Consider the following 25,017-nt stretch of genomic DNA (forward strand, 5'->3'; position numbering starts at 1 on the left):
CCATCCATCTTTTTATTGCATGTTTTTGTATTAGCGTCGTTGGCTAACTGCACAGGCACAAGGAAACAGAAATCACAATGACTACTCCGGTTTCCCCCACTTCATTGCTTCCGCTGAGTGCGGAGCAATTAACGCGTTTACAGGCGGCAACCGGTGATTTCTCATCGACGCAGCTGGCCTGGCTATCCGGCTATTTCTGGGGGCTGGTACAACAGCCTGGGAACGTGCAGTCTGGTACCACGATCGCCGCGGCGGCTACCGCTTCCGCAGTAACGGTGCCGGTACAAACCATCACGCTGATTTCTGCCTCACAGACCGGTAACGCACGTCGGGTCGCGGAACAGCTGCGTGACGACCTGCTGGCAGCCAAGCTGTCCGTTAATCTGGTCAATGCGGGTGATTACAAGTTCAAGCAAATCGGGCAGGAAAAACTGCTGCTGATCGTGACCTCGACGCAGGGGGAAGGCGAGCCGCCGGAAGAAGCGGTCGCGCTGCATAAGTTCCTGCTGTCCAAGAAAGCCCCGGCGCTGAAAGACACCGTGTTTGCCGTGTTTGGTCTGGGTGATACTTCTTACGAATTCTTCAGCAAGGCGGGTAAGGATTTCGATGACCGTCTGGCTGAGCTGGGCGCGGAGCGTCTGCTGGATCGCGTTGATGCCGATGTCGATTATCAGGCGCTAGCTGAACAGTGGCGTCGCCAGCTGGTTGATATTTTGCAGGCGCGAGTGCCGGTTCAGGGTGAAGCCGTCGCACAGATTGCCGCTCAGGGCGCACTGGATGAAATTACCAGCAGCCCGTACAGCAAATCCTCACCGTTGCATGCCACATTTGCGGTGAATCAGAAAGTAACCGGGCGTGGTTCAGAAAAAGATGTGCGCCATATCGAGATCGATCTGGGCGATTCCGGTTTACGTTATCAGCCGGGAGACGCGCTGGGCGTGTGGTTTGATAACGATCCGGCACTGGTGCAGGAATTGCTGGAACTGCTGTGGCTGAAAGGCGATGAATCCGTCAGCGTTGACGGTAAGACGCTGCCATTATCGCAGGCGCTGAAAAGCCATTTTGAGCTGACGCAAAACACCGCGCCGATCGTCGAGAAATATGCAGCGCTGTCGCGTAACGAGACGCTGCTGTCGCTGTTGGCCGATAAGCCCGCACTTCAGCAGTTCGCACAACGGACACCGCTGGTGGATATGGTGCGACAGGCGCCGGCTGAACTGACGGCGGATCAACTGCTGGGTCTGCTGCGTCCGTTGACGCCGCGTCTTTACTCTATTGCTTCCTCGCAGGCAGAAGCCGAAAGCGAAGTGCATATCACCGTTGGCGTGGTGCGCTACGAATACGAAGGCCGCGCGCGGGCCGGTGGCGCATCCAGCTATCTGGCTGACCGACTGAGCGAAGATGATGAAATCCGCGTCTTCATTGAGCACAACGATAACTTCCGTCTGCCTGCCAATTCCGATACGCCGGTCATCATGATCGGGCCGGGCACCGGGATTGCACCGTTCCGCGCGTTTATGCAGCAGCGCGATGCCGAAGGGGCAGAAGGGAAAAACTGGCTGTTCTTTGGTAACCCTCACTTTACGGAAGATTTCCTGTATCAGGTTGAATGGCAGCGCTACGTTAAAGATGGGCTGCTGACCAACATCGATCTGGCGTGGTCACGCGATCAGGCACACAAAATCTATGTGCAGGACAAGCTGCGGGAAAAGGGTGCGGAAGTCTGGCGTTGGATTCAGGACGGTGCGCACCTGTACGTGTGTGGTGATGCCAACCGTATGGCGAAAGATGTCGAGCGGGCGCTGCTGGACGTGATAGTTGAGCATGGCGGCATGGACAGTGAACAAGCCGATGAGTTTTTAAGCGATCTGCGCCTTGAGCGCCGTTATCAGCGAGATGTGTACTAATGAGCGAAAAATACGTTTTCAGTGAAAAACACCCTGGTCCCCTGGTGGTAGAAGGGAAACTCACTGATGCTGAGCGCATGAAGACTGAAAGTAACTTCCTGCGCGGCACAATTGCTGAAGACCTGAACGATGGTCTGACTGGCGGCTTCAAAGGCGACAATTTTCTGCTGATCCGTTTCCACGGTATGTATCAGCAGGATGACCGTGATATTCGCGCCGAGCGTGCCGAGCAGAAACTGGAACCGCGCCATGCCATGCTGCTGCGCTGCCGCTTGCCCGGTGGCGTGATGACGCCGGAGCAGTGGCTGCGGATCGATAAATTTGCTGGCGAAAGCACGATATATGGCAGCATTCGTATTACGAACCGCCAGACGTTCCAGTATCACGGTATTCTCAAATCGAACGTGAAACCGGTACACCAGATGCTGAATAGCATTGGTCTGGATGCGCTGGCGACGGCGAATGACATGAACCGTAACGTGTTGTGTACGTCTAACCCGATCGAATCCGAACTGCATCAGCAAGCATATGAGTGGGCGAAAAAGATCTCTGAACATCTGCTGCCGCGCACGCGTGCCTACGCTGAGATCTGGATGGATCAGGAAAAGGTAGCAACGACGGATGAAGAACCGATTCTGGGTTCGACGTATCTGCCGCGTAAGTTCAAAACCACGGTCGTGGTTCCGCCGCAGAATGATGTGGATCTGCATGCGAACGATCTCAATTTTATTGCGATTGCTGATAATGGCCGTCTGGTGGGCTTCAACGTGCTGGTGGGCGGTGGGTTGTCTATCGCGCACGGTGATAAAGAAACCTACCCGCGTACCGCCAGCGAGCTGGGCTATATTTCCATCGAACATACGCTGACCATCGCGGAAGCGGTGGTGACCACGCAGCGCGATTGGGGCAACCGTACTAACCGTAAAAATGCGAAAACCAAATACACGCTGGAGCGCGTAGGTGTAGACAACTTCAAGCAGGAAGTGGAAGCGCGTGCCGGTGTGAAATTTGAAGCGGTGCGTCCGTATGAATTCACCGGACGTGGCGATCGTATTGGCTGGGTAAAAGGCATCGATAACAAATGGCATCTGACGCTGTTTATCGAAAATGGCCGTATTCTGGATTATCCGGGTCGACCGTTGAAAACCGGTTTGGCGGAAATCGCTAAAATCCACAAAGGGGATTTCCGCTTAACGGCGAACCAGAATTTGATCATCGCCGGCGTGCCTGCGCGCAGCAAAGCGAAAATTGATGCGCTGGCGCGTGAACACGGTTTGATTGATGACAGCGTGAGCGAGCAACGCAAGAATTCAATGGCCTGCGTGTCGTTCCCCACCTGTCCGCTGGCGATGGCGGAAGCCGAGCGTTTCCTGCCGGAGTTTGTCACGAAAGTGGAAGATATCATGCAGCAGCACGGTGTGGGTGATGAACACATTGTTCTGCGCGTCACGGGCTGCCCGAACGGCTGCGGCCGTGCGATGCTGGCGGAAATCGGTCTGGTGGGCAAAGCGGTAGGGCGTTATAACCTGCACCTCGGTGGGAATCGCGAAGGGACACGTATTCCTCGTATGTATCGCGAGAACATTAATGAAACCGAGATCCTGGCGGAAATTGATCGGCTTATTGGGCTGTGGGCACAGGATCGCCAGCCGAACGAAGGCTTCGGTGATTTCACTATTCGCACCAATATCATTAGACCGGTGCTGGATCCCGCGCGCGATTTTTATGACTGACAGGAGAGCCTGATGGCCGAATTTAACCTTGAGGCGCTCAACGCGTTACCGAAAGCGGAGCAGGCGGCAGCCTTGGCTGTCGTGAATGGTCAGCTTGAACAGCTGTCTGCACAGGAAAGAGTAAGCTGGGCGCTGGAGAATTTGCCGGGCGATTATGTTTTGTCGTCCAGCTTCGGTATTCAGGCTGCGGTATCGCTGCATCTGGTGACACAACAGCGACCGGATATCCCGGTTATCCTCACGGATACAGGCTATCTGTTCCCTGAAACCTATCAGTTTATTGATGCGCTGACGGAGCAGTTGAAACTGAATCTGCAAGTGTATCGCGCCGCTGAATCCGCAGCCTGGCAAGAAGCGCGCTACGGCAAACTGTGGGAACAGGGCGTGGAAGGCATTGAGCGCTACAACCTGCTGAATAAAGTTGAGCCGATGAATCGGGCGCTGAGCGAGTTAAAGGCAAAAACGTGGTTTGCTGGCCTGCGCCGTGAGCAGTCCGGCAGTCGGGGAGACTTGCCGGTGCTGGCGATTCAGCGTGGCGTCTTCAAATTCCTGCCGATTATCGATTGGGATAACCGGACGGTGTATCAATATCTGAAAGAAAATGGTCTGAGCTACCACCCGCTCTGGGATCAGGGCTATCTGTCTGTTGGCGATACGCACACCACCCGCAAATGGGAACCGGGCATGAGTGAAGAGGAAACCCGCTTCTTCGGCCTGAAACGCGAGTGCGGGCTGCACGAAGGGTAAAAGAGACAACTGGGTATCTCCTGATACTGGTTACTTAAGCCCGTTATTAGGGGAAACACAGGGGGAGGTTCCCGTAGAGACGCCTCACCCCTGTGGTCGCCCCGTGTATCTCAATGCTTCAGCGATAGGCACTAGGGCATTGTCCGGTTTTTTATCACCGTCATTTTTACCGCCGTTATCATCCCAATCTCAGTTGTAAACGTGGTGTTATTCCATTACGGAACTTGTCATTCCAATTCGGCATTTCATAAGTGTTCTGTCCTCACCGTATAGTCGCATTATCTACTTTTTTGCTTAGTTAAGGCGATTGTGAACTATCTCCCTATATTTGCCGATCTTCGTCAGCGCCCAGTACTGGTTGTGGGCGGCGGCGAGGTTGCTACGCGCAAAATCGATCTACTGCAACGCGCGGGTGCGGAGGTAAAAATTGTCGCGCAGGCGCTGGCCGAACCGTTGGCTGTGCAGCATCAGGCCGGGAAGATTGAATGGCTGGCACAGGTTTTTACGCCTGATTTGCTATCTGGCGTATTTCTGGTGATTGCCGCTACGGATGACGCTGAGCTGAACGCGGCCGTATTTGAGGCGGCGAATCAGCGCCATTTGCTGGTGAACGTGGTGGACGATCAGCCGAAGTGCTCGTTTATTTTCCCTTCGATTGTCGATCGCTCTCCGCTGGTGGTGGCGATTTCCTCCGGTGGGCAAGCGCCAGTGCTGGCACGCTTGCTGCGTGAAAAGCTGGAATCATTACTGCCCGCCAGTTTGGGCACGATGGCGGACATAGCCGGAAGCTGGCGCGACAGGATTAAAACCCGACTGCATTCGATGTCGGCACGTCGTCGTTTCTGGGAACGGTTGTTTGTCGGGCGTTTTGCGGCGCTGGTTTCTGCCGGACAACTCGCGCAGGCCGAAGACGAATTGCAACAGCAACTGGTTAATCAGCAAGACGAGCAGCAACTGCCTGCTGCAGCACGCGGTGAAGTAGCGCTGGTTGGCGCAGGCCCCGGTGATGCTGGGTTGCTTACGTTGCGTGGATTACAAGTGATGCAGCAGGCGGACGTGGTGCTGTATGACCATCTGGTCAGCGCCGATGTGTTGGATCTGGTGCGCCGCGATGCTGAACGCATCTGCGTTGGAAAGCGCGCCAGTGAGCATTCGCTCCCGCAGGATGAGATTAATCAGCTACTGGTGACGCTAGCGCAAGAAGGCAAGCGGGTAGTGCGCCTGAAAGGTGGCGATCCCTTCGTTTTTGGCCGCGGCGGCGAAGAGTTGCAGGCGGTAGCGCAGGCTGGCATCACGTTTCAGGTGGTGCCCGGTGTGACGGCTGCTGCGGGCGTCACGGCGTATGCGGGGATTCCGCTGACGCACCGTGATTACGCGCAGAGCGTACTATTTATTACTGGCCACTGTCGCCCCGATGGCGACGCGCTGGACTGGTCAACGCTGGCGCGCGGGCGTCAGACGCTGGCGATTTATATGGGAACGATGAAGGCCGCTGAAATTTCGCAGCAGCTTATCGCGCATGGCCGTTCAGCGCAGACACCTGTCGCTGTGATCAGCCGCGGCACCCGACACGATCAGCAGGTGCAAATCGGCACACTGCAAGAGTTAGAACATTTGGCACGGCAAGCGCCGACACCGGCGCTGCTGGTGATTGGCGAGGTGGTGGATTTGCATCACCAGATTGCCTGGTTTGGTCAGACAACGCCGACGGTGCCGCAAGACAGCCGCCCAGCGGTAGTAAACTTGGCTTAAGGAAAGGGTATGGACGAGAAACGACTGACGCATTTACGGCAGCTTGAAGCCGAAAGCATTCACATCATCCGCGAAGTGGCGGCCGAGTTCAGTAACCCGGTGATGATGTACTCCATCGGCAAAGACTCTTCGGTGATGCTGCATTTGGCACGCAAGGCGTTCTATCCGGGGTCGCTGCCTTTCCCGTTGCTGCACGTCGATACCGGCTGGAAATTTCGTGAAATGTACGAATTCCGCGACCGTACGGCGAAAGCTTACGGCTGTGAACTGCTGGTGCACCGCAACCCACAGGGCGAAGCATTGGGAATTAACCCCTTCGTACACGGCAGCGCCAAGCACACTGACATCATGAAAACCGAAGGGCTGAAGCAGGCGCTGGATAAATACGGTTTTGATGCCGCGTTTGGCGGAGCGCGTCGCGATGAAGAGAAATCGCGAGCTAAAGAACGTATTTACTCCTTCCGCGACCGTTTCCACCGTTGGGATCCGAAGAACCAGCGCCCGGAACTGTGGCACAACTACAATGGTCAGATTAACAAAGGCGAGAGTATTCGTGTTTTCCCGCTTTCTAACTGGACCGAGTTGGATATCTGGCAATATATCTATCTGGAAAATATCGATATTGTTCCGCTATATCTGGCCGCCCCGCGTCCGGTGCTGGAGCGCGATGGCATGCTGCTGATGGTGGATGACGATCGCATCGATCTGCAACCGGGTGAAGTAATTGAACAACGCATGGTGCGTTTCCGCACGCTGGGCTGCTGGCCACTGACGGGCGCGGTGGCATCGGAGGCGCAGACGCTGCCGGAAATCATCGAAGAGATGCTGGTTTCCACCACCAGTGAGCGTCAGGGAAGGGTGATTGACCGCGATCAGGCCGGTTCAATGGAGCTGAAAAAGCGTCAAGGGTATTTCTGAGGAATCGTCGAATGAGCCAAACTTCGTTAAAAGATACAGTTGCGGAAAACGCGGCTGATAAAGATGCCGTCGTCATCAATAATGCGATTGCACAGCAGATTGCCGAGCAAGGCGGTGTGGAAGCCTATTTGCACGCACAGCAGGATAAGACGCTGCTGCGTTTCCTGACCTGCGGTAGCGTCGATGATGGAAAAAGTACGCTGATTGGCCGTTTGCTGCACGATACGCGCCAGATTTATGAAGATCAGCTCAGTACGCTGCACAACGACAGCAAGCGTCTGGGGACACAGGGCGAAAAGCTGGATCTGGCACTGCTGGTCGATGGGCTTCAGGCCGAGCGTGAACAGGGCATCACGATTGACGTGGCCTACCGCTATTTTTCGACGGAAAAACGCAAATTTATCATCGCCGATACGCCGGGGCACGAGCAGTACACGCGCAACATGGCGACGGGCGCATCAACCTGCGAGCTGGCGATTCTGCTGATTGATGCTCGTAAAGGCGTCTTGGATCAAACTCGCCGTCACAGCTTTATCGCGACCCTGCTGGGGATTCGCGATCTGGTGGTGGCGGTGAACAAAATGGACTTAGTGGATTATCAGCAAACGGTATTTGAGCAGTTTAAGCAGGATTATCTGGATTTTGCTCAGCAACTGCCTACCGACCTGAATATCACTTTTGTGCCGATTTCCGCATTGGATGGCGACAATGTCGCAACGCCAGGCACGACGATGGACTGGTATACCGGACCAACGCTGCTGGACGTGCTGGAAACGGTCAATGTGGCACAGCGCACGCTGGAACAGCCGATGCGCTTCCCGGTGCAATACGTCAACCGCCCGAATCTGGATTTTCGCGGCTACGCGGGCACACTGGCCTCCGGCATTATCCGCGTTGGGCAGCGGGTTAAAGTGCTGCCGTCCGGCGTAGAATCTACTGTCAGCCGTATTGTGACCTTCGACGGTGATTTACCGCAGGCGCAGGCAGGTGAAGCCATTACGCTGGTGCTGGCGGATGAGATTGATATCAGCCGCGGCGATCTGCTGGTCGATAGCGGTGAATCGCTGAAGGCGGTGCAGCATGCGCTGGTGGATGTGGTCTGGATGGCGGAACAGCCGCTGGTGCCGGGACAGAGTTACGACATCAAGATTGGCGGCAAGAAAACGCGCGCTCGGGTCGAGAATATTCAGTATCAGGTTGAGATTAATACGTTGACGCAGCGCGTCGCGGAGAATCTGCCGCTGAATGGCATCGGTTCGGTTGAGCTGATTTTTGATGAACCGCTGGTGTTGGACAACTATCAGCACAACGCGGTAACCGGTGGCATGATCTTTATCGATCGTCTGAGCAACGTCACGGTGGGCGCCGGTCTGGTGCGTGAGCCTATCGAGCAGGTATATCAGGAGCCGGGCGCGTATAGTGCGTTTGAGCTGGAACTGAATGCGCTGGTACGTCGTCACTTCCCGCATTGGGGTGCGCGCGATCTGCTGGGAGGCAAATAACGTGTCTGTACGTGATGAACCGACTGACGAGAACGTCGTCTGGCATGCGCACGATGTCACCCGTGAGTCGCGCGAGAAATTGCATGGTCATCAGGGCGTCGTTATCTGGTTTACCGGGCTGTCAGGTTCCGGTAAATCCACGCTGGCAGGGGCGCTGGAGCAGACGCTGCACCAGCGTGGCGTCAGCACTTACCTGCTGGACGGCGACAACGTCCGGCACGGTTTGTGCCGCGATTTAGGCTTTACCGATGACGATCGGCGCGAGAATATTCGCCGCGTGGGGGAAGTCGCCAAACTGATGGTGGATGCCGGTCTGGTGGTGCTGACCGCGTTTATCTCGCCGCACCGCGCCGAGCGCAAAATGGTGCAGGATTTATTGGGCGAAGGGCAGTTCATCGAAGTTTTCGTCGATACGCCGTTAGCGACCTGTGAAGCACGCGATCCTAAAGGGTTGTATAAAAAAGCCCGTGCGGGAGAGCTGCGTAATTTTACGGGAATCGACTCGGCGTATGAGGCACCGGAAGCGCCGGATAGCCACCTGGATGGTGAACAATTAGTAACAAATTTGACAGGCCAATTGTTAGATCTGCTTGGCAAGCGAGCTATTATCAAGCTCTGATATCCCCGCTTTTTTCACCGCGCTGTTGGGTGATGCAGGGGAAGAATGGGAAAGATTATGCAAAATGCCACGCAGTTAACGATTAGTAAGACTCGGCCAGCGCAAGAAGAGGATGACGGCGTTTCCTACCTGTTTATGGGGGCGGTGACGGGGTTCTCCTTCTATTGGTTGGCCTTTAGTATCCCTTTTCTGGTATACGGCTCTAATACCACGTTTTTCTTCATGCTCTATACGTGGCCGTTCTTTCTGGCGCTGATGCCGTTTTCGGTGCTGGTGGGGGTCGGGTTTAGCTTTCTGCTGAGAGGCTATCTTTTTTATACGCTTTTTGCGACGGGGCTGACGGTCATCTGCCTGTTTTGGCTGGTATTTTCTTTTCTGACGGGGTGGTGAAAAAAAGCTGCCAGCGTAGGAGATGCTGACAGCTTTGGTTTTACCGTATGAGAATATTTACAGTACCTTGCTTAGGAAAGCCTGCGTGCGCGGGTTGCTTGGATGAGTAAAAATCGCCTCTGGTGTGCCTTCTTCCTGAATAATCCCCTGATCGATAAAGATCACTCTATCGGCCACTTCTTTTGCGAATGCCATTTCATGGGTCACGATGACCATAGTCATGCCTTCATTAGCCAGCGTTTTCATGACCGCCAGCACTTCGCCAACCAGTTCCGGGTCTAGCGCAGATGTCGGTTCATCAAACAGCATGATCGTCGGTTCCATTGCCAACGCGCGGGCAATCGCGACGCGCTGCTGCTGACCACCGGACAGGCTGTTCGGCCAGGCATCGATTTTATCCAGCAAACCAACCTTGCTGAGCAACGCTTTAGCGCGTTCAACGGCTTGTGCACGGGGTAATTTCTTCACTCCCATTGGCGCCATGATCACATTTTCCAACACCGTCATGTGTGGGAACAGATTGAAGCGCTGAAACACCATACCGACGCTTTCACGCATCCGATTGATATCGGTTTTCTGATCGTGAATAGCAAAACCGTTGACCGTAATCTCGCCGCCTGAAAGGGTCTCCAGCGCATTGATACAGCGCAGAAAAGTACTTTTTCCTGAGCCGGATGGACCGATCAGGCAAAGCACTTCCTGAGGCGCGATGTCACAGGAAATACCACGCAGGACATGGGTATCGCCAAACTGTTTTTGCAGGTTATTAACGTGAATCACTTTTGCCAAACCTCGTTTCCATGTGCCGCACCAGCAGCGAGAGCAGGAAAGTAATAACCCAATAGACGATAGAGATCGCCAGATAGGGTTCCCAGTACGTGGCGTAAGCCCCTGATACCGTGCGAGCGGCATAGGCGAGATCCGCCAATCCGATCGCCGAAGCCAGCGAGGAATCTTTCACAATCGCGATGGCGTTGTTACCCAGCGGCGGCAGCATACGGCGAAAAGCCTGTGGCAGGATGACTTTCCGCATGGTGCGGCCATAGCTCATGCCGAGCGAGCGAGATGCTTCCATCTGGCCGCGATCGATTGACTGAATACCGGCGCGGAATATTTCAGAGACATAGGCGCCCGCATTCAGCGTAATGGCCACAATGCAGGAGAGGAACGCGCCGTAATCTGCGCGTAGCGTGCGGGCAACATCGACCGACATAATATTGCTGGTTACCAGCAATCCGTCACGTGGGTTGATGAATAGCGGCACCAGCGCGAAGTGCACCACCATGATTTGTACAAACAGCGGCGTACCGCGAAAGGCGCTAATGTAGATACGCACCGGCCACTGAACGCCATAGTGCAGGATATATTTCCACGGCCCGTGCGGTGCTTGCGCTAAGCGGCCTAACCCGAGCGTTAATCCCCAACAGGTGCCAAGAATGACACAGATAATAGTGCATTTGATGGTCATCCAGGTGCCTTCCATAAATAGCGGGGCATACTCCTGAATGATCTCCCAACGAAATCCCGTCAAGATCGTTTCCTTTTTTGAATAGGCTAACGTAATGATTCTTTTAAATTAAACCGGACAGGCTGGCTGTCCGGTTGGTGCGACGTCTCGCGTGAGGCAATGGAGACCAGAAGCGCGGTGTATTGCAGGCGTTATTCTGCGGGTAAGGTCGGAACGTTGTTATCAAACCAGGTCTGATAGATTTTGGCGTAGGTGCCATCGGCAACGATTTTTTTCAACCCGGCGTTAATCTTCTCACGCAGTTGATCGTTGCCTTTCGCTACGGCGATCCCAAAATACTGGCGTTCGAATTTGGCATCGGAAACCAGGTTGAACTGTTTTTCAGGGTGAGTCTTAATGTAAAACTTCACCACACCCACATCGCCAACCGCGGCGCCCACGCCATCTTCATACAGCTCTTGTAACATTAATGGGGTGTTATCGAAGCGCTTAATCGATGTACTGTTTTTCCCTAATACGTCAGAGACCACGACATCGGCGGTACTGGAGTTCACAACACCGACTTTGTGATCTTTCAATGCGGCAATCGAGTCGATCGTAGAACCTTTAGGCACCACAATAGACTGCTCGGCAGGGAAATAAGGCGCGGAGAAATCGACCATTTGCTTACGCTTGTCGGTAATTGTGATGCCGGAGATGATAATGTCGCGATCGCCGGAGTTAAGGGTCGCGAAGATACCTTCCCACGGCGTATTGACCAGCTTGATATTGAAATTCTCCGCCTTGGCGATCGCTTTAATAATATCAATATCAAAGCCTTCCAGCTCTTTCTGCGCGTTTTCAAACTCAAAGGGACGATAGGTTCCGCCAGAGCCGACCACGTAAGTGGGTTCTGCAGCGAAGGCGCTGGTTGGGAGTACGGTTGTGGATAATGCGGTGGCGCAGAGCGCACCAACGAATAACAGTTTTTTGAACATGGGTTTCTCCTGGTTTAAACGTAAAATTTTCTTTTTTTATGCACTTTGTATGCATAAAAATACACAGATAGCATTAATGGTTCAACTGACGTTTTCCTGTAGCCGGTTTTATCCCGGTATTTCCTATGGGGTTGTGCCTTCTCGTTACGGGGAGACGGCAGAAAGCGCGAAGATAATGAATAGATGGCGAGAATGTGATTTGGTGGCTGATTTGGTACGAATTCCTGCCCGAAATATCCTCATTTAGGCACGCGGCACGGTGAATCTTGCCTTCCACTGCCCGACACAGTGGAGTCGAAACAAAAGTTATGGGATGATTAGGCGGTTTTTCAGGGGGCGGGATGGGAAAGCTTACGCTGTTATTATTGATATTGCTTGGCTGGCTTCAGTACTCACTGTGGCTGGGCAAGAATGGCATTCATGATTATGTTCGGGTGAAAGATGATGTTGTTGTCCAACAGGGAAACAACGCCAAATTAAAAGACCGTAACGAACAACTGTTTGCCGAAATTGACGATCTCAATGGCGGGCAGGAAGCGATTGAAGAACGCGCACGCAATGAGCTGGGTATGATCAAACCCGGTGAAAGCTTCTATCGTCTGGTTCCGGAATCGAACCACCGTAACGTGAATACGGCTCCATCTACTAATACTCCATCCAACAATACACAACGTTGACGCATGCAGACTCCCAGCCTTTCCCCGCCTGATATTGTTGCCGTTTTGCCCGCCGCGGGTAACGGCAGCAGAATGCAAAACGATCGTCCTAAGCAGTATCTGACGATTGGTAATGATGCAACCGGCCATAAAACCATTCTTGAACATACTATCGACGCGCTTTTACGCCATTCACGCGTGCAGCGTGTCGTCGTCGTTATCAGTCCCGATGACGCATTTTTTCATACTCTGGCGATCGCCAGCGATCCCCGTATTTGTACCGTAACGGGCGGGCAGCAGCGTGCCGATTCCGTGCTGGCAGGGCTATCCGCCGTTGCCGACGGCGCGTGGGCGCTGGTGCATGACGCGGCGCGTCCGTGTTTGCATCAGGACGATCTGACGCGCCTGCTGGCGATTGTTGAGCAGAGTGACGTTGGTGGAATTTTGGCCGCCCCGGTTCGTGATACCATGAAGCGCAGCACGGATGGGTTTATCGATCGCACGGTAGAACGTAACGATTTGTGGCATGCGCTGACGCCGCAGCTTTTTCCCACGGCACTGTTGAAACAGTGCCTGCAACGGGCGCTTCAGGATGGCGTGGCCGTCACAGATGAAGCCTCCGCGCTGGAATATTGTGGCTATCGCCCGCAAATTATCAGCGGGCGGGCGGATAATATCAAAGTCACGTGCCCAGAGGATTTGGCATTAGCTGAATTCTATTTAACCAGTTTGCAGTAACCTCATTTTATTCGTTAAATTTATTTGCTAAATACATAAGGAGAACGCGCGATGCGTATCGGTCACGGTTTTGATGTCCATAAGTTCGGTGGAGAAGGTCCGTTGGTGATCGGTGGCGTGCGAATTCCTTATACTCAGGGCCTGCTGGCGCATTCCGATGGGGATGTCGTGCTGCATGCGGTGACGGATGCCCTGTTGGGCGCCGCCGCGCTGGGTGATATTGGCAAGCTGTTCCCTGATACCGATCCGGCTTTTAAAGGGGCGGACAGCCGTGGTCTGCTGCGTGAAGCCTGGCGCCGTATCAATGAAAAAGGCTATCAGTTGGGCAATCTGGACGTCACGATTATTGCGCAGGCACCGAAAATGGCGCCGCATATTCCGCAAATGCGCGTGAATCTGGCTGAAGATCTGCTGTGCCATATGGATGACGTCAATGTGAAAGCTACCACGACAGAACAGTTGGGCTTTACCGGTCGTGGTGAGGGTATTGCCTGTGAAGCCGTTGCCTTGCTGGTGAAAAAAGGAACTGGCGAAATTGTCGCGTGGTAAGCGGTTATTTTGCAATCAATGTCTTATCAACAAGACCTTATCAATCATAGAAAACTAACAGTATAAGAAACCATGTCATGGCGGTGCATCACCCGGTCATGGTCTTGTAGGATAACGATGGAAAATAGCGAACAACTCGTCTGGCTGCATGGCGAACCACAGGCTACCGGCTCATTGAAGTCCGCTGCGGAAGATTTTGTCGTCGTCGAAGATCTGGGATTCCAGCCAGACGGTGATGGTGAACAGGTATTAGTGCGCGTACGTAAGCGCGGCTGCAATACGCAATTTGTGGCTGAAATGCTGGCGAAATTCGCTCGCCTGCCGCTACGAGCCGTAAGCTATGCAGGTCTGAAAGATCGTCATGCTGTCACCGAACAGTGGTTTTGCCTGCATATGCCGGGCAAGGACACGCCGGATTTCTCTGCGCTGGCGCTTGAAGGCTGTGATGTGCTTGAAGTGACCCGCCATCGTCGCAAGTTGCGCATTGGTACGCTGCGAGGTAACCATTTTACTCTGGTGCTGCGTCAGGTCAGCGATCGACGCGAGGTTGATGCTCGTTTGGTACTGATTGCCGCGAACGGCGTCCCTAATTATTTCGGTAGCCAGCGTTTCGGGCGCAACGGAAATAATCTTGAGCAGGCGCGTCTTTGGGCGAATAACGAGATTCGGGTAAAAGAACGTAATAAACGTAGTTTTTACCTTTCCGCCAGCCGCAGTGCGATGTTTAATCAGGTTGTTAGCGCAAGACTGGCGGGAGAGCAGGAGAAAACCGTTTTATGTGGCGACGCATTGCAGCTAACAGGGCGCGGCAGCTGGTTTGTGGCTAAACCTGACGAACTGGAAACCTTACAGGCACGCCTTGATGCCGGCGAGCTCCAGATTACTGCGCCGTTGCCCGGTGACGGTGAGCTGGGTACGCAGGATGATGCACGAGCATTTGAAGAGCTGGCTTTAGCGGGACAAGAAACGCTGTGGTCTTTGGTCAAGCGCGAGCGGGTTGAATCGGCGCGGCGCGCGGTACTGTTGTATCCGCAACAGATGTGCTGGGAATGGCAGGATGACACGACCGTGGAAGTGAAATTTTGGCTACCTGCGGGTAGTTTTGCGACCAGCGTGGTACGTGAATTGTTGCAGTCATTCCAGGATGCTGATATCGGTGTCTGATGTGTTGCGACGTATTTTTTGCAGAAAATAGTTGAAGAGAATACATACCAGTAACCGTGCGGTAGCGGCGGCTGGCTGGCCCTTATGCGGGAACATTGCTGTATTGGTGACGAGGTTAACCAGAGCTGAGGTCGGCGGGGAATGGTAAACAAGCGTATAGAAACGTTGCTGGCACAGTTGCGCCAGCAAGGCATTCAGGACGAACGTCTGCTGAAGGCGATAGAAGCCGTACCCAGAGAACGTTTTGTTGATGAAGCTTTTGAACATAAAGCGTATGAAAACACCGCTCTGCCTATTGGTTCCGGCCAGACTATCTCGCAGCCCTATATGGTCGCGAAGATGACGGAGCTGCTCAGCCTGACGCCCGTATCCCGCGTGCTGGAAATTGGCACGGGGTCAGGTTATCAAACGGCGATTTTAGCGCATTTGGTTCAACACGTTTGCTCGGTCGAGCGCATTAAGGGGCTGCAATGGCAGGCCAAGCGCCGCTTAAAGCAGCTTGATTTGCATAATGTTTCTACCCGCCATGGCGATGGATGGCAAGGTTGGGCGTCGCGCGGGCCGTTTGACGCTATTATCGTTACCGCGGCACCGCCGGAAATTCCTCGGGCACTGCTGGAACAGCTCGATGAAGGTGGCGTAATGGTGCTGCCCGTCGGGGAACAGTCGCAAATACTGCAAGTTGTACAGCGCCATGCTGGCGAATTTATTATTCAAACGGTTGAAGCTGTTCGGTTTGTTCCTCTGGTCAAAGGGGAGTTAGCCTGATACCGTGGCGTTGGCATGCATTTGTTGTTAAGTCTTTAAAATTTCAACACAACTGTTTTATAGTGCGAACTTGTTGATATTGTTAGCCTCTAATCATCGTGGTGCCTTTCCCGTTTTGCTTATGCGCCAGCGATGGTGAAGTAGCGATCTTTCTCGTTCCAGCTAACGAATACATTACCGGATATCGTTTACGCTACAATCACTTATGCTATTAGTAGTTGGGCTACGGTCAGTTGGGCTACAGCCAGTAAAACGGCAGCAGATGCGAGGCAAACATGTCCGAATTGGATTCTGAGTATTACTGTTTTTTGAATGTTATATAGCCTAAATAGTTCGAGTTGCAGGCAGGCGGTAATCGCACGAATCCCAGGAGCTTACATCAGTAAGTGACTGGGGGAGTAAGAGAGGCCAGCGCACATGCAGCTTGAAATACGACGGATATAGTTACTTTTTTGAACGCTATAGTTATAGGGGAGTAAGGCGCATGGGAAGCCGAATGATGAATTTGCGTCACATTGCTGCTTGTACGGTGATTGTCTTAGGATTGGCTGGATGTACCAACAATAATTCCAAATCCGCACCGATCAGCAGCGTTGACGGAAATACGGGCAGCCGAGGGGGAATGTTATCTGCGCCACCATCACGTATTTCAACGACGAGTGAAAGTGTTGCAACAACGTCCGATGGCCGGATTGTTTATAACCGCAGCTACGGTAATATTCCGAAAGGCAGCTACAGCGGCGGCAATTCCTACACCGTTAAACGTGGCGATACCCTGTTTTATATCGCCTGGATTACCGGCAATGATTACCGGGATCTGGCGCAGCGCAACAATATTCCTGAGCCATACAGCCTGAATGTGGGGCAATCGCTGAATTTAGGCAACGGATCCGGCAACAACGCTTCCGGTGGTGGCCTGACGAGCGGTGGTGGTATGTTGGCAACAACCGATGCCACCCGAGGTGGCGTACCGACGCCGCCATCAAGTACTCAAATACAAACTACATCGGTTGATTCTCAGTCAACTAATGCGTATTCTGGTAACCAGGGTAAACAGAATGTAGGTAAGATGTTACCTACGGCAGGGGCAACAACAACCGCTCCTGTTTCCGCACCAGCGGCTGTTGCCAGCAGCAATACGGCTGCTGTCGGCAGTTGGCGTTGGCCTACCGATGGGAAAGTCATAGATAGTTTCTCTGCTTCTGAAGGGGGAAATAAAGGGATTGATATCGCCGGCTCACGTGGGCAACCGATCACCGCAACCGCCAGTGGGCGAGTGGTGTACGCGGGCAATGCGCTACGTGGTTACGGAAATCTGATAATCATCAAACATAATGATGACTACCTCAGTGCCTATGCCCATAACGATACGATGCTAGTCCGTGAGCAACAAGATGTCACGGCAGGACAAAAAATCGCTACGATGGGCAGTACGGGCACCAGCTCAGTTCGCTTGCACTTTGAAATTCGTTACAAGGGGAAATCCGTAAACCCGCTGCGTTTTCTGCCGCAGCGATAAATCGGGCAGAATATTTCGGTATTCTGCCAAGGGATCACGGGTAGGAGCCACTTATGAGCCAAAGTACGCTGAAAGTTAACGAGTTACATGAAGATACCGATTTCGACGAAAATGGACTTGACGTTTTTGACGATAAAGCGCTGGCAGAGGAAGATACCAATGATAATGATTCGGCGGAAGACGAGCTGTTATCACAAGGGGTCCCACAGCGTGTCCTGGACGCAACACAGCTTTATTTAGGAGAAATCGGCTATTCGCCGCTTTTGACCGCAGAAGAAGAAGTTTATTTTGCCCGGCGTGCGCTGCGTGGTGATGTCCCATCGCGCCGCCGGATGATCGAGAGTAACCTGCGGTTGGTGGTGAAAATTGCCCGCCGTTACAACAATCGTGGTCTGGCCTTGCTGGATCTGATTGAAGAGGGGAACCTCGGCCTGATCCGTGCGGTTGAAAAATTCGATCCAGAAAGAGGATTCCGTTTTTCAACCTACGCAACCTGGTGGATTCGACAGACGATAGAACGGGCGATCATGAATCAAACCCGTACCATCCGTTTGCCGATTCACATCGTCAAAGAACTCAACGTTTATCTGCGCACCGCGCGCGAACTGTCTCATAAACTGGATCACGAGCCGAGTGCGGAAGAAATTGCCGAACAGCTTGATAAGCCTGTTGATGATGTCAACCGCATGCTGCGCCTGAATGAACGTATAACTTCTGTCGATACTCCGCTGGGCGGTGATTCGGAAAAAGCGCTGCTGGATATTCTGGCAGACGAAAAAGACAACGGACCTGAAGACACCACTCAGGATAACGATATGAAACAGAATATCGTTAAATGGTTGTTTGAGCTTAATGCCAAACAGCGTGAGGTGCTGGCGCGTCGTTTCGGCCTGTTAGGGTATGAAGCGGCTACGCTGGAAGATGTCGGTCGTGAAATTGGCTTAACACGCGAACGTGTTCGTCAGATTCAGGTTGAAGGCTTGCGCCGCCTGCGGGAGATTTTGCAGGTTCAGGGGCTGAGCATTGAAGAACTGTTTCGTGAATAATTCGTGATAGGTTACTGAAGTCTTAAAATAAAAAATGGTGGGGAAACCCACCATTTTTTTATGCCTGTAATTCGCCCTTCATAGGAAAGGGCGGTTCGGCAGCGATTAGCGAACGATATTTGCCAGCAGGAAATCGACGATTTCGTTGGTTTTAATCATCTGCTTTTCACCAATCCGGCGATGCTTATATTCAATCTCTTCGCTATCCAGATTACGGTCGCCAATGACGATGGTGTGCGGTACACCAATCAACTCCATATCGGCGAACATCACACCCGGACGCTCTTTGCGGTCATCAAGCAGAACTTCAATGCCTTTAGCGCGCAGTTGCTGATAGATATCCTCAGCGACTTCCTTCACACGGAAAGACTTGTGCATGTTCATTGGCAGAATAGCAACGTGGAAAGGTGCAATCGCATCTGGCCAGATGATGCCGCGTTCGTCATGATTCTGCTCGATCGCTGCTGCAACAACACGCGTTACACCGATACCGTAGCAGCCCATCGTCAGCGTCTGGTTACGGCCATCTTCACCTTGAACCGTCGCTTTCAACGCTTCAGAATATTTGCTGCCCAGTTGGAAGATATGGCCCACTTCGATACCGCGTTTAATTTGCAGCGTGCCTTTACCGTCTGGACTGATGTCACCTTCAACCACGTTACGGATATCCGCAACCTGCGGCAGCGCAACGTCACGCTCCCAGTTGATGCCAAAATAGTGTTTGCCATCAATGTTTGCGCCAGCGCTGAAGTCGCTCATGGCCGCAACGGTGCGGTCGACAACGACTGGAATCGACAGCTTGACCGGGCCAAGTGAACCTGGGCCAGCGCCGATGGTGGCACGAATCTCTTCTTCGGTAGCAAACGTCAGTGGGCTGGCTACCTGAGCAATTTTTTCCGCTTTAATTTCGTTCAGTTCGTGATCGCCACGAACCAACAGCGCAACCAGCTTATGACCGCTTTCTTCCGTGGCTTTAACCAGCAGCGTTTTCACCGTTTTTTCTACTGGTAACTTAAATTGTTCAACCAGCTCGGCGATGGTTTTCGCGTTCGGCGTATCAACCAGACGCAGCTCTTCTTTCGCTTCTGCACGGCCTAGCTTTGGCGCAACGGCTTCTGCCAGTTCAATGTTTGCCGCGTAGTCGGATTCCGTTGAGAAAACGATATCGTCTTCACCGCTAGCAGCCAGTACCTGAAACTCATGGGATGCGTTACCGCCGATAGAACCGGTATCTGCCTGAACGGCTCTGAAATCCAGATCCATACGGCTGAAAATCTGGCTGTAGGCTGCGTACATGGCATCGTAGGTGACCTGCAAAGATTCCTGAGAGGTATGGAAAGAGTAGGCATCTTTCATCAGGAATTCACGTGAGCGCATCACGCCAAAACGTGGGCGGACTTCATCGCGGAATTTGGTTTGAATCTGGAAGAAATTCAGCGGCAACTGCTTGTAGGAGCTGATTTCATTACGAATCAGATCGGTAATGACTTCTTCATGCGTTGGGCCGAGTACGAAAGGGCGCTCGCCACGATCGACAAAGCGCAGTAGTTCTGGGCCATATTGATCCCAACGTCCACTTTCTACCCATAAATCGGCAGGCTGAACAACGGGCATGGAAACTTCAATAGCGCCAGCGTTGTTCATCTCTTCGCGCACGATGTTTTCAACTTTTCTCAAAACACGTAAACCGGTCGGCAACCAGGTGTAAAGGCCAGAGGCCAGTTTACGAATCATTCCTGCCCGGAGCATCAACTGATGGCTGATGACTTCTGCATCGGCTGGCGTCTCCTTGAGAGTGGAGAGCATGTATTGGCTAGTACGCATGGGGTGTTAGTTCCGTTAGAACGACAAATAGCATAGGGCTGCCGCGCAGCCGAAGGCACATAAAAAGTGGTTTAGTTTACCAGCGCGGGCGGCGCGTCAAAAGAGAGCAGGAACAATTTTAGAATATATTGCTGTGGTTAGCGTATTAACACGCGTTTGACGGGTCGAGGCTTAACACTTCGGTTTGTTCTTCGCAGACGCGCCAGCGCACATTGAATTCCAGCAGCAAAACGGCGTATTCACGCGTAGTGCTTTCTCCTTTGCGATAGGCCGGGCGTGGATCTTGCGCCAATACCTGTGTGATAAAGCGCTTTAGCTGGGGATATTTCTTTTGGTGCTGCGCGATCTGATTTTCCGCAAGGGGAGAAAAAAGCACTGGCATTGCTGCATCGGGTGCCATTTGGGCAAAACCCGCTCGTGCCTGAGGATGGCTTTCTGCAAAAGGCAGGTAAGGTTTGATATCGACAACCGGTGTACCATCGACCAGATCAAGGCTGCCTAATTCGAGCGTAATGGCATCGCCTTTTACTCGAATCCCTTTTAATTCAACCAGCGACATGCCAACAGGGTTGGGGCGGAAAGTAGAACGCGTAGCGAAAACACCGGTACGTGCATTTCCTCCCAGACGCGGTGGTCGAACAGTCGGACGCCAGCCACCTTCCATCGTTTGATGAAAAATGAACAATACCCAGATATGGCTGAACGCCTCCAGCCCTCGAACACACTCCGCCTGATTGTACGGCGGCAATAACTGAAGCTCTCCGCCTCCATCTTCAATCAGACCCGGCTGCCGCGGAATGGCAAATTTTTCTTTATACGGTGAGCGGATAATCCCGATCTGATTGAAAACAAATTGACTCATTGTGCAGAGACTTTCAGTGCCGTGCCCTGGCAAACGACCTGACTGTAGCAACCTGCTATACCACTGACGGTTTGGCATTCATGCAGTAAAACCGCATTGGCTTTCATGGCAGTGGCGCGGTTTTGCATTCTTTTACGTGCATTCGCCGCATTAGGCGGGGAATCCTGAGCGCTGACCTGACATGAGGAGCCAGAAACTTCGCCCATATCACGGAAAGGCTTACCGACTAATTCTTCTGCGCTTTTATACAATACTGCAGGCGTCGGGCGAACCGCTGGTTTGGGTTTAGGCGCCGGTTCTGCGGTTTTGGTTTCAATAACGGGTTGAGGAGCCGGTGCCGGTGGCTTCTGAAATAAAGAACAGCCTGTCAGCGACATTGCCAACAATATAAAGGGAACAGCACGCATTAAGGATTCCTCTGCTTTTTCTCAAAGAGCGAGTATTGAAGCAAGCTATTGCACAAATAACAAGACGGGCCGTAGCCCGTCTTACAGATATCTTTTAATTAAACACGTTAGGTCTGGATTACCAGCCTTTTACCGCGCCGCCATTAAAGATTTTATTTGCCGCATCGTTTACTTCATCAGATTGGTAGGCCTGAACGAATTTCTTCACATTTTCAGCGTCTTTGTTGTCTTCGCGTGAAACCAGCAGGTTCACATACGGAGAGTCTTTCTCTTCAACGAACAGGCCATCTTTCGTTGGTGTCAGGTTAATCTGGCTAGCGTAAGTGGTGTTAATGACAGCCAGTGCAATTTGCGCGTCATCTAAAGAGCGCGGCAGCTGTGGCGCTTCCAGTTCAACCAGTTTGATATTTTTCGGATTTTCAGTCACATCCAGTACGGTTGGCAGCAGACCAACGTTGTCTTTCAGTTTAATCAAGCCGACTTTTTGCAGCAGCAGCAGAGAACGGCCCAGGTTGGTCGGGTCGTTTGGCAGCGCAACCTGAGCGCCATCTTGCAGCTCATTCAGTGATTTAATTTTTTTGGAGTAACCTGCAATCGGGTAGACAAAGCTATTGCCGACAGAAACCAGTTTATAACCACGATCTTTGATCTGCTGATCCAGATAAGGCTTGTGCTGGAAGGCATTCAGATCGATGTCACCCTTGCTCAGGGCTTCATTTGGCAACACGTAGTCGTTAAATGTGACTAACTCAACGTCCAGGCCGTATTTGTCTTTTGCCACTTTCTGCGCGACTTCCGCAACCTGCTGTTCTGCGCCAACAATAACGCCGACTTTAATGTGATTAGGATTCTTTTCTTCCTGACCACATCCAGCTAACGCCAGAGCACCAATAAGTGCGCCAATGGTCGCAATAGATTTCAGTTTAATCGCCATATCCTTACCCCTAATTAACTATTCTCTTGGCAGATGCCTTCAGGCACATGCGTATTGTGGTGATTACTTGTGTGTGACAGCTTTTACTGCCCTGTCGCCGCAGAATTGAATCAGGTAAACCAAAACAACCAGTAATATTAATACCGTATTCATGACCGTCGCGTTATAACCAATATAGCCATACTGATAACCAATTTGACCTAAGCCGCCTGCGCCCACGGCTCCACCCATAGCAGAATAGCCTACGAGCGTGATTAGCGTGATGGTTGCAGCATTAATAAGGCCCGGTAATGCTTCTGGCAGTAGTATCTTTCTGATGATTTGCATTGGCGTTGCGCCCATCGCACGTGCGGCTTCAATCAGGCCGGTCGGAATTTCAAGCAGCGCGTTTTCCACCATGCGGGCAATAAACGGTGCGGCACCGACGGTGAGAGGAACGATCGCCGCTTGCAGGCCGATGGAGGTTCCAACAATCACACGAGTAAAAGGAATCATCCATACCAGTAAAATAATGAATGGAATCGAGCGGAAAATGTTTACCAGTGCAGAAACGGTCCGGTAGAGCTTTGGATTAGCGATAATCTGCCCTGGACGCGTGGTATACAATAAGACTCCCACAGGTAAGCCAAGCACAAAGCCAAAGAAACCAGAAACGAACGTCATCGCGACGGTTTCCCATACTCCCTTAGCCATTAACCACATCATTGCTTCAGACATAACCCAGAACCTCAATTGTTACGTGACTTTCCTGCAGGAATTGGATTGCGGCTTTTATATCCGCATCGTTGCCGTGCATTTCTGCCAGCATGATGCCGAATTTGACGCCACCCGCATAATCCATCTGGGCGCTAATAATGTTGTTGTTGATGTTAAAGCGTCGAGCAACCTCGGAGAGCAGAGGAGCATCCACCGATTTGCCGGTAAATTCCATCCGTAATAACGGTGTGGAATCTGGGCGAGAGTCAGGAGAGAGACGAGTGAGGTAATCGTCAGGGATGTCCAGATGTAGCGTTGACTGAATGAATTTCTGTGCCAGCGGCGTTTTCGGATGTGAAAAGACTTCGCTAACCGTGTCTTGCTCGATGAGGCGTCCATCGCTGATCACCGCAACCTGATCGCAAATGCGTTTCACCACGTCCATTTCATGTGTAATAAGAAGAATGGTCAGGCCGAGGCGGCGATTGATATCTTTCAGTAACTCAAGGATCGACCGGGTGGTTGCTGGATCCAATGCGCTGGTTGCTTCGTCACACAGCAGAACTTTGGGATTGCTTGCCAACGCACGGGCGATAGCGACACGTTGCTTTTGTCCGCCAGATAAATTGGCTGGATACACATCATGTTTGTCCGCTAGCCCAACCAGGTCCAACAACTCATTGACCCGTTTGGTAATGTCAGCTTTTGGCGTGTTATCTAATTCCAGTGGTAGCGCAATATTGCCAAAAACGGTACGTGAAGCGAGCAGATTAAAATGTTGGAAAATCATGCCGATTTGACGGCGTGCGCGTGTCAACTGGCCATCCGACAGTTGGGTCAGCTCTTGTCCATCTACCAGTACTTTCCCTTTTGTCGGGCGTTCCAATAAATTGACGCAGCGAATGAGTGTACTTTTACCTGCGCCTGATGCGCCGATAACACCATAGATTTGCCCGGTAGGAACATGAAGGCTGACATCAGCCAGTGCGGTAATGGTCCGCCCATTTTGCTGAAAAATCTTAGTAATATTAGAAAGTTCAATCATATATTTTTTATCGTGAGTGCCTATGGCTGGATAAATCCGTTTCTGTATTAACAGAAGATGAAATGGATGTTAGGGCGTCTAGACGTCTAAGTCAATCGGGATTGTCACGGCTCTGCATTCTCCCTATGGGCGAAAACATGCGATACTACCGCGCAATTTAGGCCATTCAGGAGCAAAGTCAGTGGCACAGAGCGTTCCAGCAATTTTTCTTGATCGTGACGGCACGATCAATGTCGATCACGGTTATGTTCATGACATTGACCATTTTCAATTTATTGATGGCGTCATCGATGCCATGCGTGAGTTGAAAAATATGGGTTTCGCGCTGGTTGTGGTGACTAATCAGTCCGGTATCGCCCGCGGTAAGTTTACAGAAGATCAGTTTATGCAACTGACGGAGTGGATGGACTGGTCGTTGGCTGACCGTGGTGTTGATCTTGATGGCATCTATTTTTGTCCGCATCACCCTGAAGCTGGGGAGGATGAGTACCGCCAGACTTGTGATTGTCGTAAGCCTGAGCCAGGTATGTTGCTTTCTGCACAGCGCGATCTGCACATCGATATGGCGGCATCTTATATGGTGGGTGACAAATTAGAGGATATGCAGGCTGCAATTGGCGCAGGGGTAGGAACCAAACTGTTGGTGCGCACGGGTAAACCTGTTACCGAACAAGGCGAAACGCTGGCTGATAGTGTCTTAGAAAGCCTCGCAGACCTGCCAAAATGGATAAAAACGCGCACTTAATCAGCGGAACGAATGAAAGATGCGCAAACAGAAAAAAGTTTACTAGATTTG

The 25,017-nt window shown here is 52.3% G+C and carries 25 protein-coding genes; 16 read left to right on the forward strand and 9 right to left on the reverse strand.

What is annotated here, in order from left to right:
- Window positions 1-77 precede the first annotated feature (77 nt).
- The 8 genes from cysJ (at window position 78) to AB8809_RS04720 (ending at window position 9,568) form a co-directional block, all read left to right on the forward strand.
- Window positions 78-1,907: an NADPH-dependent assimilatory sulfite reductase flavoprotein subunit gene (cysJ, locus tag AB8809_RS04685; protein ID WP_349854446.1), complete on the forward strand. Its 1,830-nt coding sequence runs from the start codon at window positions 78-80 to the stop codon at window positions 1,905-1,907.
- Window positions 1,907-3,640 carry an assimilatory sulfite reductase (NADPH) hemoprotein subunit gene (gene cysI / locus AB8809_RS04690; RefSeq protein ID WP_180778686.1) on the forward strand — a complete coding sequence of 578 codons (1,734 nt, stop codon included), beginning with the start codon at window positions 1,907-1,909 and terminating at the stop codon, window positions 3,638-3,640. The genes cysJ and cysI overlap by 1 nt, the downstream gene beginning before the upstream one ends.
- Window positions 3,641-3,652: 12 nt before the next feature.
- Window positions 3,653-4,387, forward strand: a complete 735-nt coding sequence (locus AB8809_RS04695) for a phosphoadenylyl-sulfate reductase (protein ID WP_181829189.1) — start codon at window positions 3,653-3,655, stop codon at window positions 4,385-4,387.
- A 309-nt stretch (window positions 4,388-4,696) separates the two neighbouring features.
- Entirely contained in the window at window positions 4,697-6,139 is a 1,443-nt protein-coding gene (gene cysG / locus AB8809_RS04700; RefSeq protein ID WP_180778688.1) for a siroheme synthase CysG, read from the forward strand.
- A 9-nt stretch (window positions 6,140-6,148) separates the two neighbouring features.
- Entirely contained in the window at window positions 6,149-7,057 is a 909-nt protein-coding gene (gene cysD, locus AB8809_RS04705; RefSeq protein ID WP_015841507.1) for a sulfate adenylyltransferase subunit CysD, read from the forward strand.
- Between the two features lie 74 nt (window positions 7,058-7,131).
- Window positions 7,132-8,559: a sulfate adenylyltransferase subunit CysN gene (gene cysN, locus AB8809_RS04710; RefSeq protein ID WP_043881981.1), complete on the forward strand. Its 1,428-nt coding sequence runs from the start codon at window positions 7,132-7,134 to the stop codon at window positions 8,557-8,559.
- Window positions 8,498-9,178: an adenylyl-sulfate kinase gene (gene cysC, locus AB8809_RS04715; RefSeq protein ID WP_349854443.1), complete on the forward strand. Its 681-nt coding sequence runs from the start codon at window positions 8,498-8,500 to the stop codon at window positions 9,176-9,178. Before cysN ends, cysC begins: the two co-directional genes overlap by 62 nt.
- A 57-nt stretch (window positions 9,179-9,235) precedes the next feature.
- Complete coding sequence (locus AB8809_RS04720; protein WP_180778709.1) at window positions 9,236-9,568, forward strand: DUF3561 family protein; 333 nt, start codon at window positions 9,236-9,238, stop codon at window positions 9,566-9,568.
- 57 nt (window positions 9,569-9,625) lie between these two features.
- Here the strand turns inward: AB8809_RS04720 and AB8809_RS04725 are convergent, their stop codons facing one another.
- From AB8809_RS04725 to AB8809_RS04735, 3 genes are all read right to left on the reverse strand, one after another.
- Window positions 9,626-10,348 carry an amino acid ABC transporter ATP-binding protein gene (locus tag AB8809_RS04725; protein WP_015841503.1) on the reverse strand — a complete coding sequence of 241 codons (723 nt, stop codon included), beginning with the start codon at window positions 10,346-10,348 and terminating at the stop codon, window positions 9,626-9,628.
- Entirely contained in the window at window positions 10,335-11,099 is a 765-nt protein-coding gene (locus tag AB8809_RS04730) for an amino acid ABC transporter permease (RefSeq protein ID WP_015841502.1), read from the reverse strand. Before AB8809_RS04730 ends, AB8809_RS04725 begins: the two co-directional genes overlap by 14 nt.
- Before the next feature lie 128 nt (window positions 11,100-11,227).
- Window positions 11,228-12,013 carry a basic amino acid ABC transporter substrate-binding protein gene (locus AB8809_RS04735; RefSeq protein WP_015841501.1) on the reverse strand — a complete coding sequence of 262 codons (786 nt, stop codon included), beginning with the start codon at window positions 12,011-12,013 and terminating at the stop codon, window positions 11,228-11,230.
- A gap of 341 nt (window positions 12,014-12,354) precedes the next feature.
- Between AB8809_RS04735 and ftsB the strand changes: the two genes are divergently transcribed.
- The 7 genes from ftsB to rpoS all read left to right on the forward strand — a co-directional run bounded on the left by ftsB (window position 12,355) and on the right by rpoS (window position 18,453).
- Complete coding sequence (gene ftsB, locus AB8809_RS04740) at window positions 12,355-12,690, forward strand: cell division protein FtsB (RefSeq protein ID WP_181829187.1); 336 nt, start codon at window positions 12,355-12,357, stop codon at window positions 12,688-12,690.
- 3 nt (window positions 12,691-12,693) lie between these two features.
- Entirely contained in the window at window positions 12,694-13,407 is a 714-nt protein-coding gene (ispD, locus tag AB8809_RS04745) for a 2-C-methyl-D-erythritol 4-phosphate cytidylyltransferase (RefSeq protein WP_349854442.1), read from the forward strand.
- 51 nt (window positions 13,408-13,458) lie between these two features.
- Complete coding sequence (gene ispF / locus AB8809_RS04750; protein ID WP_015841498.1) at window positions 13,459-13,956, forward strand: 2-C-methyl-D-erythritol 2,4-cyclodiphosphate synthase; 498 nt, start codon at window positions 13,459-13,461, stop codon at window positions 13,954-13,956.
- 117 nt (window positions 13,957-14,073) lie between these two features.
- Window positions 14,074-15,120 carry a tRNA pseudouridine(13) synthase TruD gene (truD, locus tag AB8809_RS04755; protein ID WP_349854441.1) on the forward strand — a complete coding sequence of 349 codons (1,047 nt, stop codon included), beginning with the start codon at window positions 14,074-14,076 and terminating at the stop codon, window positions 15,118-15,120.
- Window positions 15,121-15,261: 141 nt separating this feature from the next.
- The gene (locus AB8809_RS04760) at window positions 15,262-15,888 is read left to right on the forward strand and encodes a protein-L-isoaspartate(D-aspartate) O-methyltransferase (RefSeq protein WP_015841496.1); all 627 of its coding nucleotides are present in this window, start codon (window positions 15,262-15,264) and stop codon (window positions 15,886-15,888) included.
- Window positions 15,889-16,384: 496 nt separating this feature from the next.
- A complete protein-coding gene (gene nlpD, locus AB8809_RS04765) occupies window positions 16,385-17,407 on the forward strand; it encodes a murein hydrolase activator NlpD (protein ID WP_043881828.1) in 1,023 nt (340 codons plus the stop codon).
- Between the two features lie 53 nt (window positions 17,408-17,460).
- The gene (gene rpoS, locus AB8809_RS04770) at window positions 17,461-18,453 is read left to right on the forward strand and encodes an RNA polymerase sigma factor RpoS (RefSeq protein ID WP_015841494.1); all 993 of its coding nucleotides are present in this window, start codon (window positions 17,461-17,463) and stop codon (window positions 18,451-18,453) included.
- A gap of 105 nt (window positions 18,454-18,558) precedes the next feature.
- On the opposite strand, the gene proS is transcribed toward rpoS, so the two are convergent.
- The 6 genes from proS to metN form a co-directional block, all read right to left on the reverse strand.
- Window positions 18,559-20,277: a proline--tRNA ligase gene (proS, locus tag AB8809_RS04775; RefSeq protein ID WP_181846120.1), complete on the reverse strand. Its 1,719-nt coding sequence runs from the start codon at window positions 20,275-20,277 to the stop codon at window positions 18,559-18,561.
- Window positions 20,278-20,422: 145 nt separating this feature from the next.
- Window positions 20,423-21,139 (reverse strand): tRNA (N6-threonylcarbamoyladenosine(37)-N6)-methyltransferase TrmO, encoded by a 717-nt coding sequence (gene tsaA, locus AB8809_RS04780; RefSeq protein WP_349854439.1) that lies wholly within the window; start codon window positions 21,137-21,139, stop codon window positions 20,423-20,425.
- Window positions 21,136-21,546 carry an Rcs stress response system protein RcsF gene (gene rcsF, locus AB8809_RS04785; protein ID WP_349854437.1) on the reverse strand — a complete coding sequence of 137 codons (411 nt, stop codon included), beginning with the start codon at window positions 21,544-21,546 and terminating at the stop codon, window positions 21,136-21,138. The genes tsaA and rcsF overlap by 4 nt, the downstream gene beginning before the upstream one ends.
- Before the next feature lie 118 nt (window positions 21,547-21,664).
- On the reverse strand, window positions 21,665-22,480 hold the full coding sequence (locus tag AB8809_RS04790) for a MetQ/NlpA family lipoprotein (RefSeq protein ID WP_010681578.1): 816 nt from the start codon (window positions 22,478-22,480) through the stop codon (window positions 21,665-21,667).
- Window positions 22,481-22,543: 63 nt separating this feature from the next.
- Window positions 22,544-23,197 carry a methionine ABC transporter permease MetI gene (locus AB8809_RS04795; RefSeq protein ID WP_015841490.1) on the reverse strand — a complete coding sequence of 218 codons (654 nt, stop codon included), beginning with the start codon at window positions 23,195-23,197 and terminating at the stop codon, window positions 22,544-22,546.
- Window positions 23,190-24,221, reverse strand: a complete 1,032-nt coding sequence (gene metN, locus AB8809_RS04800) for a methionine ABC transporter ATP-binding protein MetN (protein WP_349854435.1) — start codon at window positions 24,219-24,221, stop codon at window positions 23,190-23,192. Before metN ends, AB8809_RS04795 begins: the two co-directional genes overlap by 8 nt.
- Before the next feature lie 181 nt (window positions 24,222-24,402).
- Between metN and gmhB the strand changes: the two genes are divergently transcribed.
- Window positions 24,403-24,966 carry a D-glycero-beta-D-manno-heptose 1,7-bisphosphate 7-phosphatase gene (gene gmhB / locus AB8809_RS04805; protein ID WP_015841488.1) on the forward strand — a complete coding sequence of 188 codons (564 nt, stop codon included), beginning with the start codon at window positions 24,403-24,405 and terminating at the stop codon, window positions 24,964-24,966.
- Window positions 24,967-25,017 lie beyond the last annotated feature (51 nt).

The sequence above is a fragment of the Pectobacterium aroidearum genome, assembly GCF_041228105.1.
In the GTDB taxonomy this organism is placed as follows: domain Bacteria; phylum Pseudomonadota; class Gammaproteobacteria; order Enterobacterales; family Enterobacteriaceae; genus Pectobacterium; species Pectobacterium aroidearum.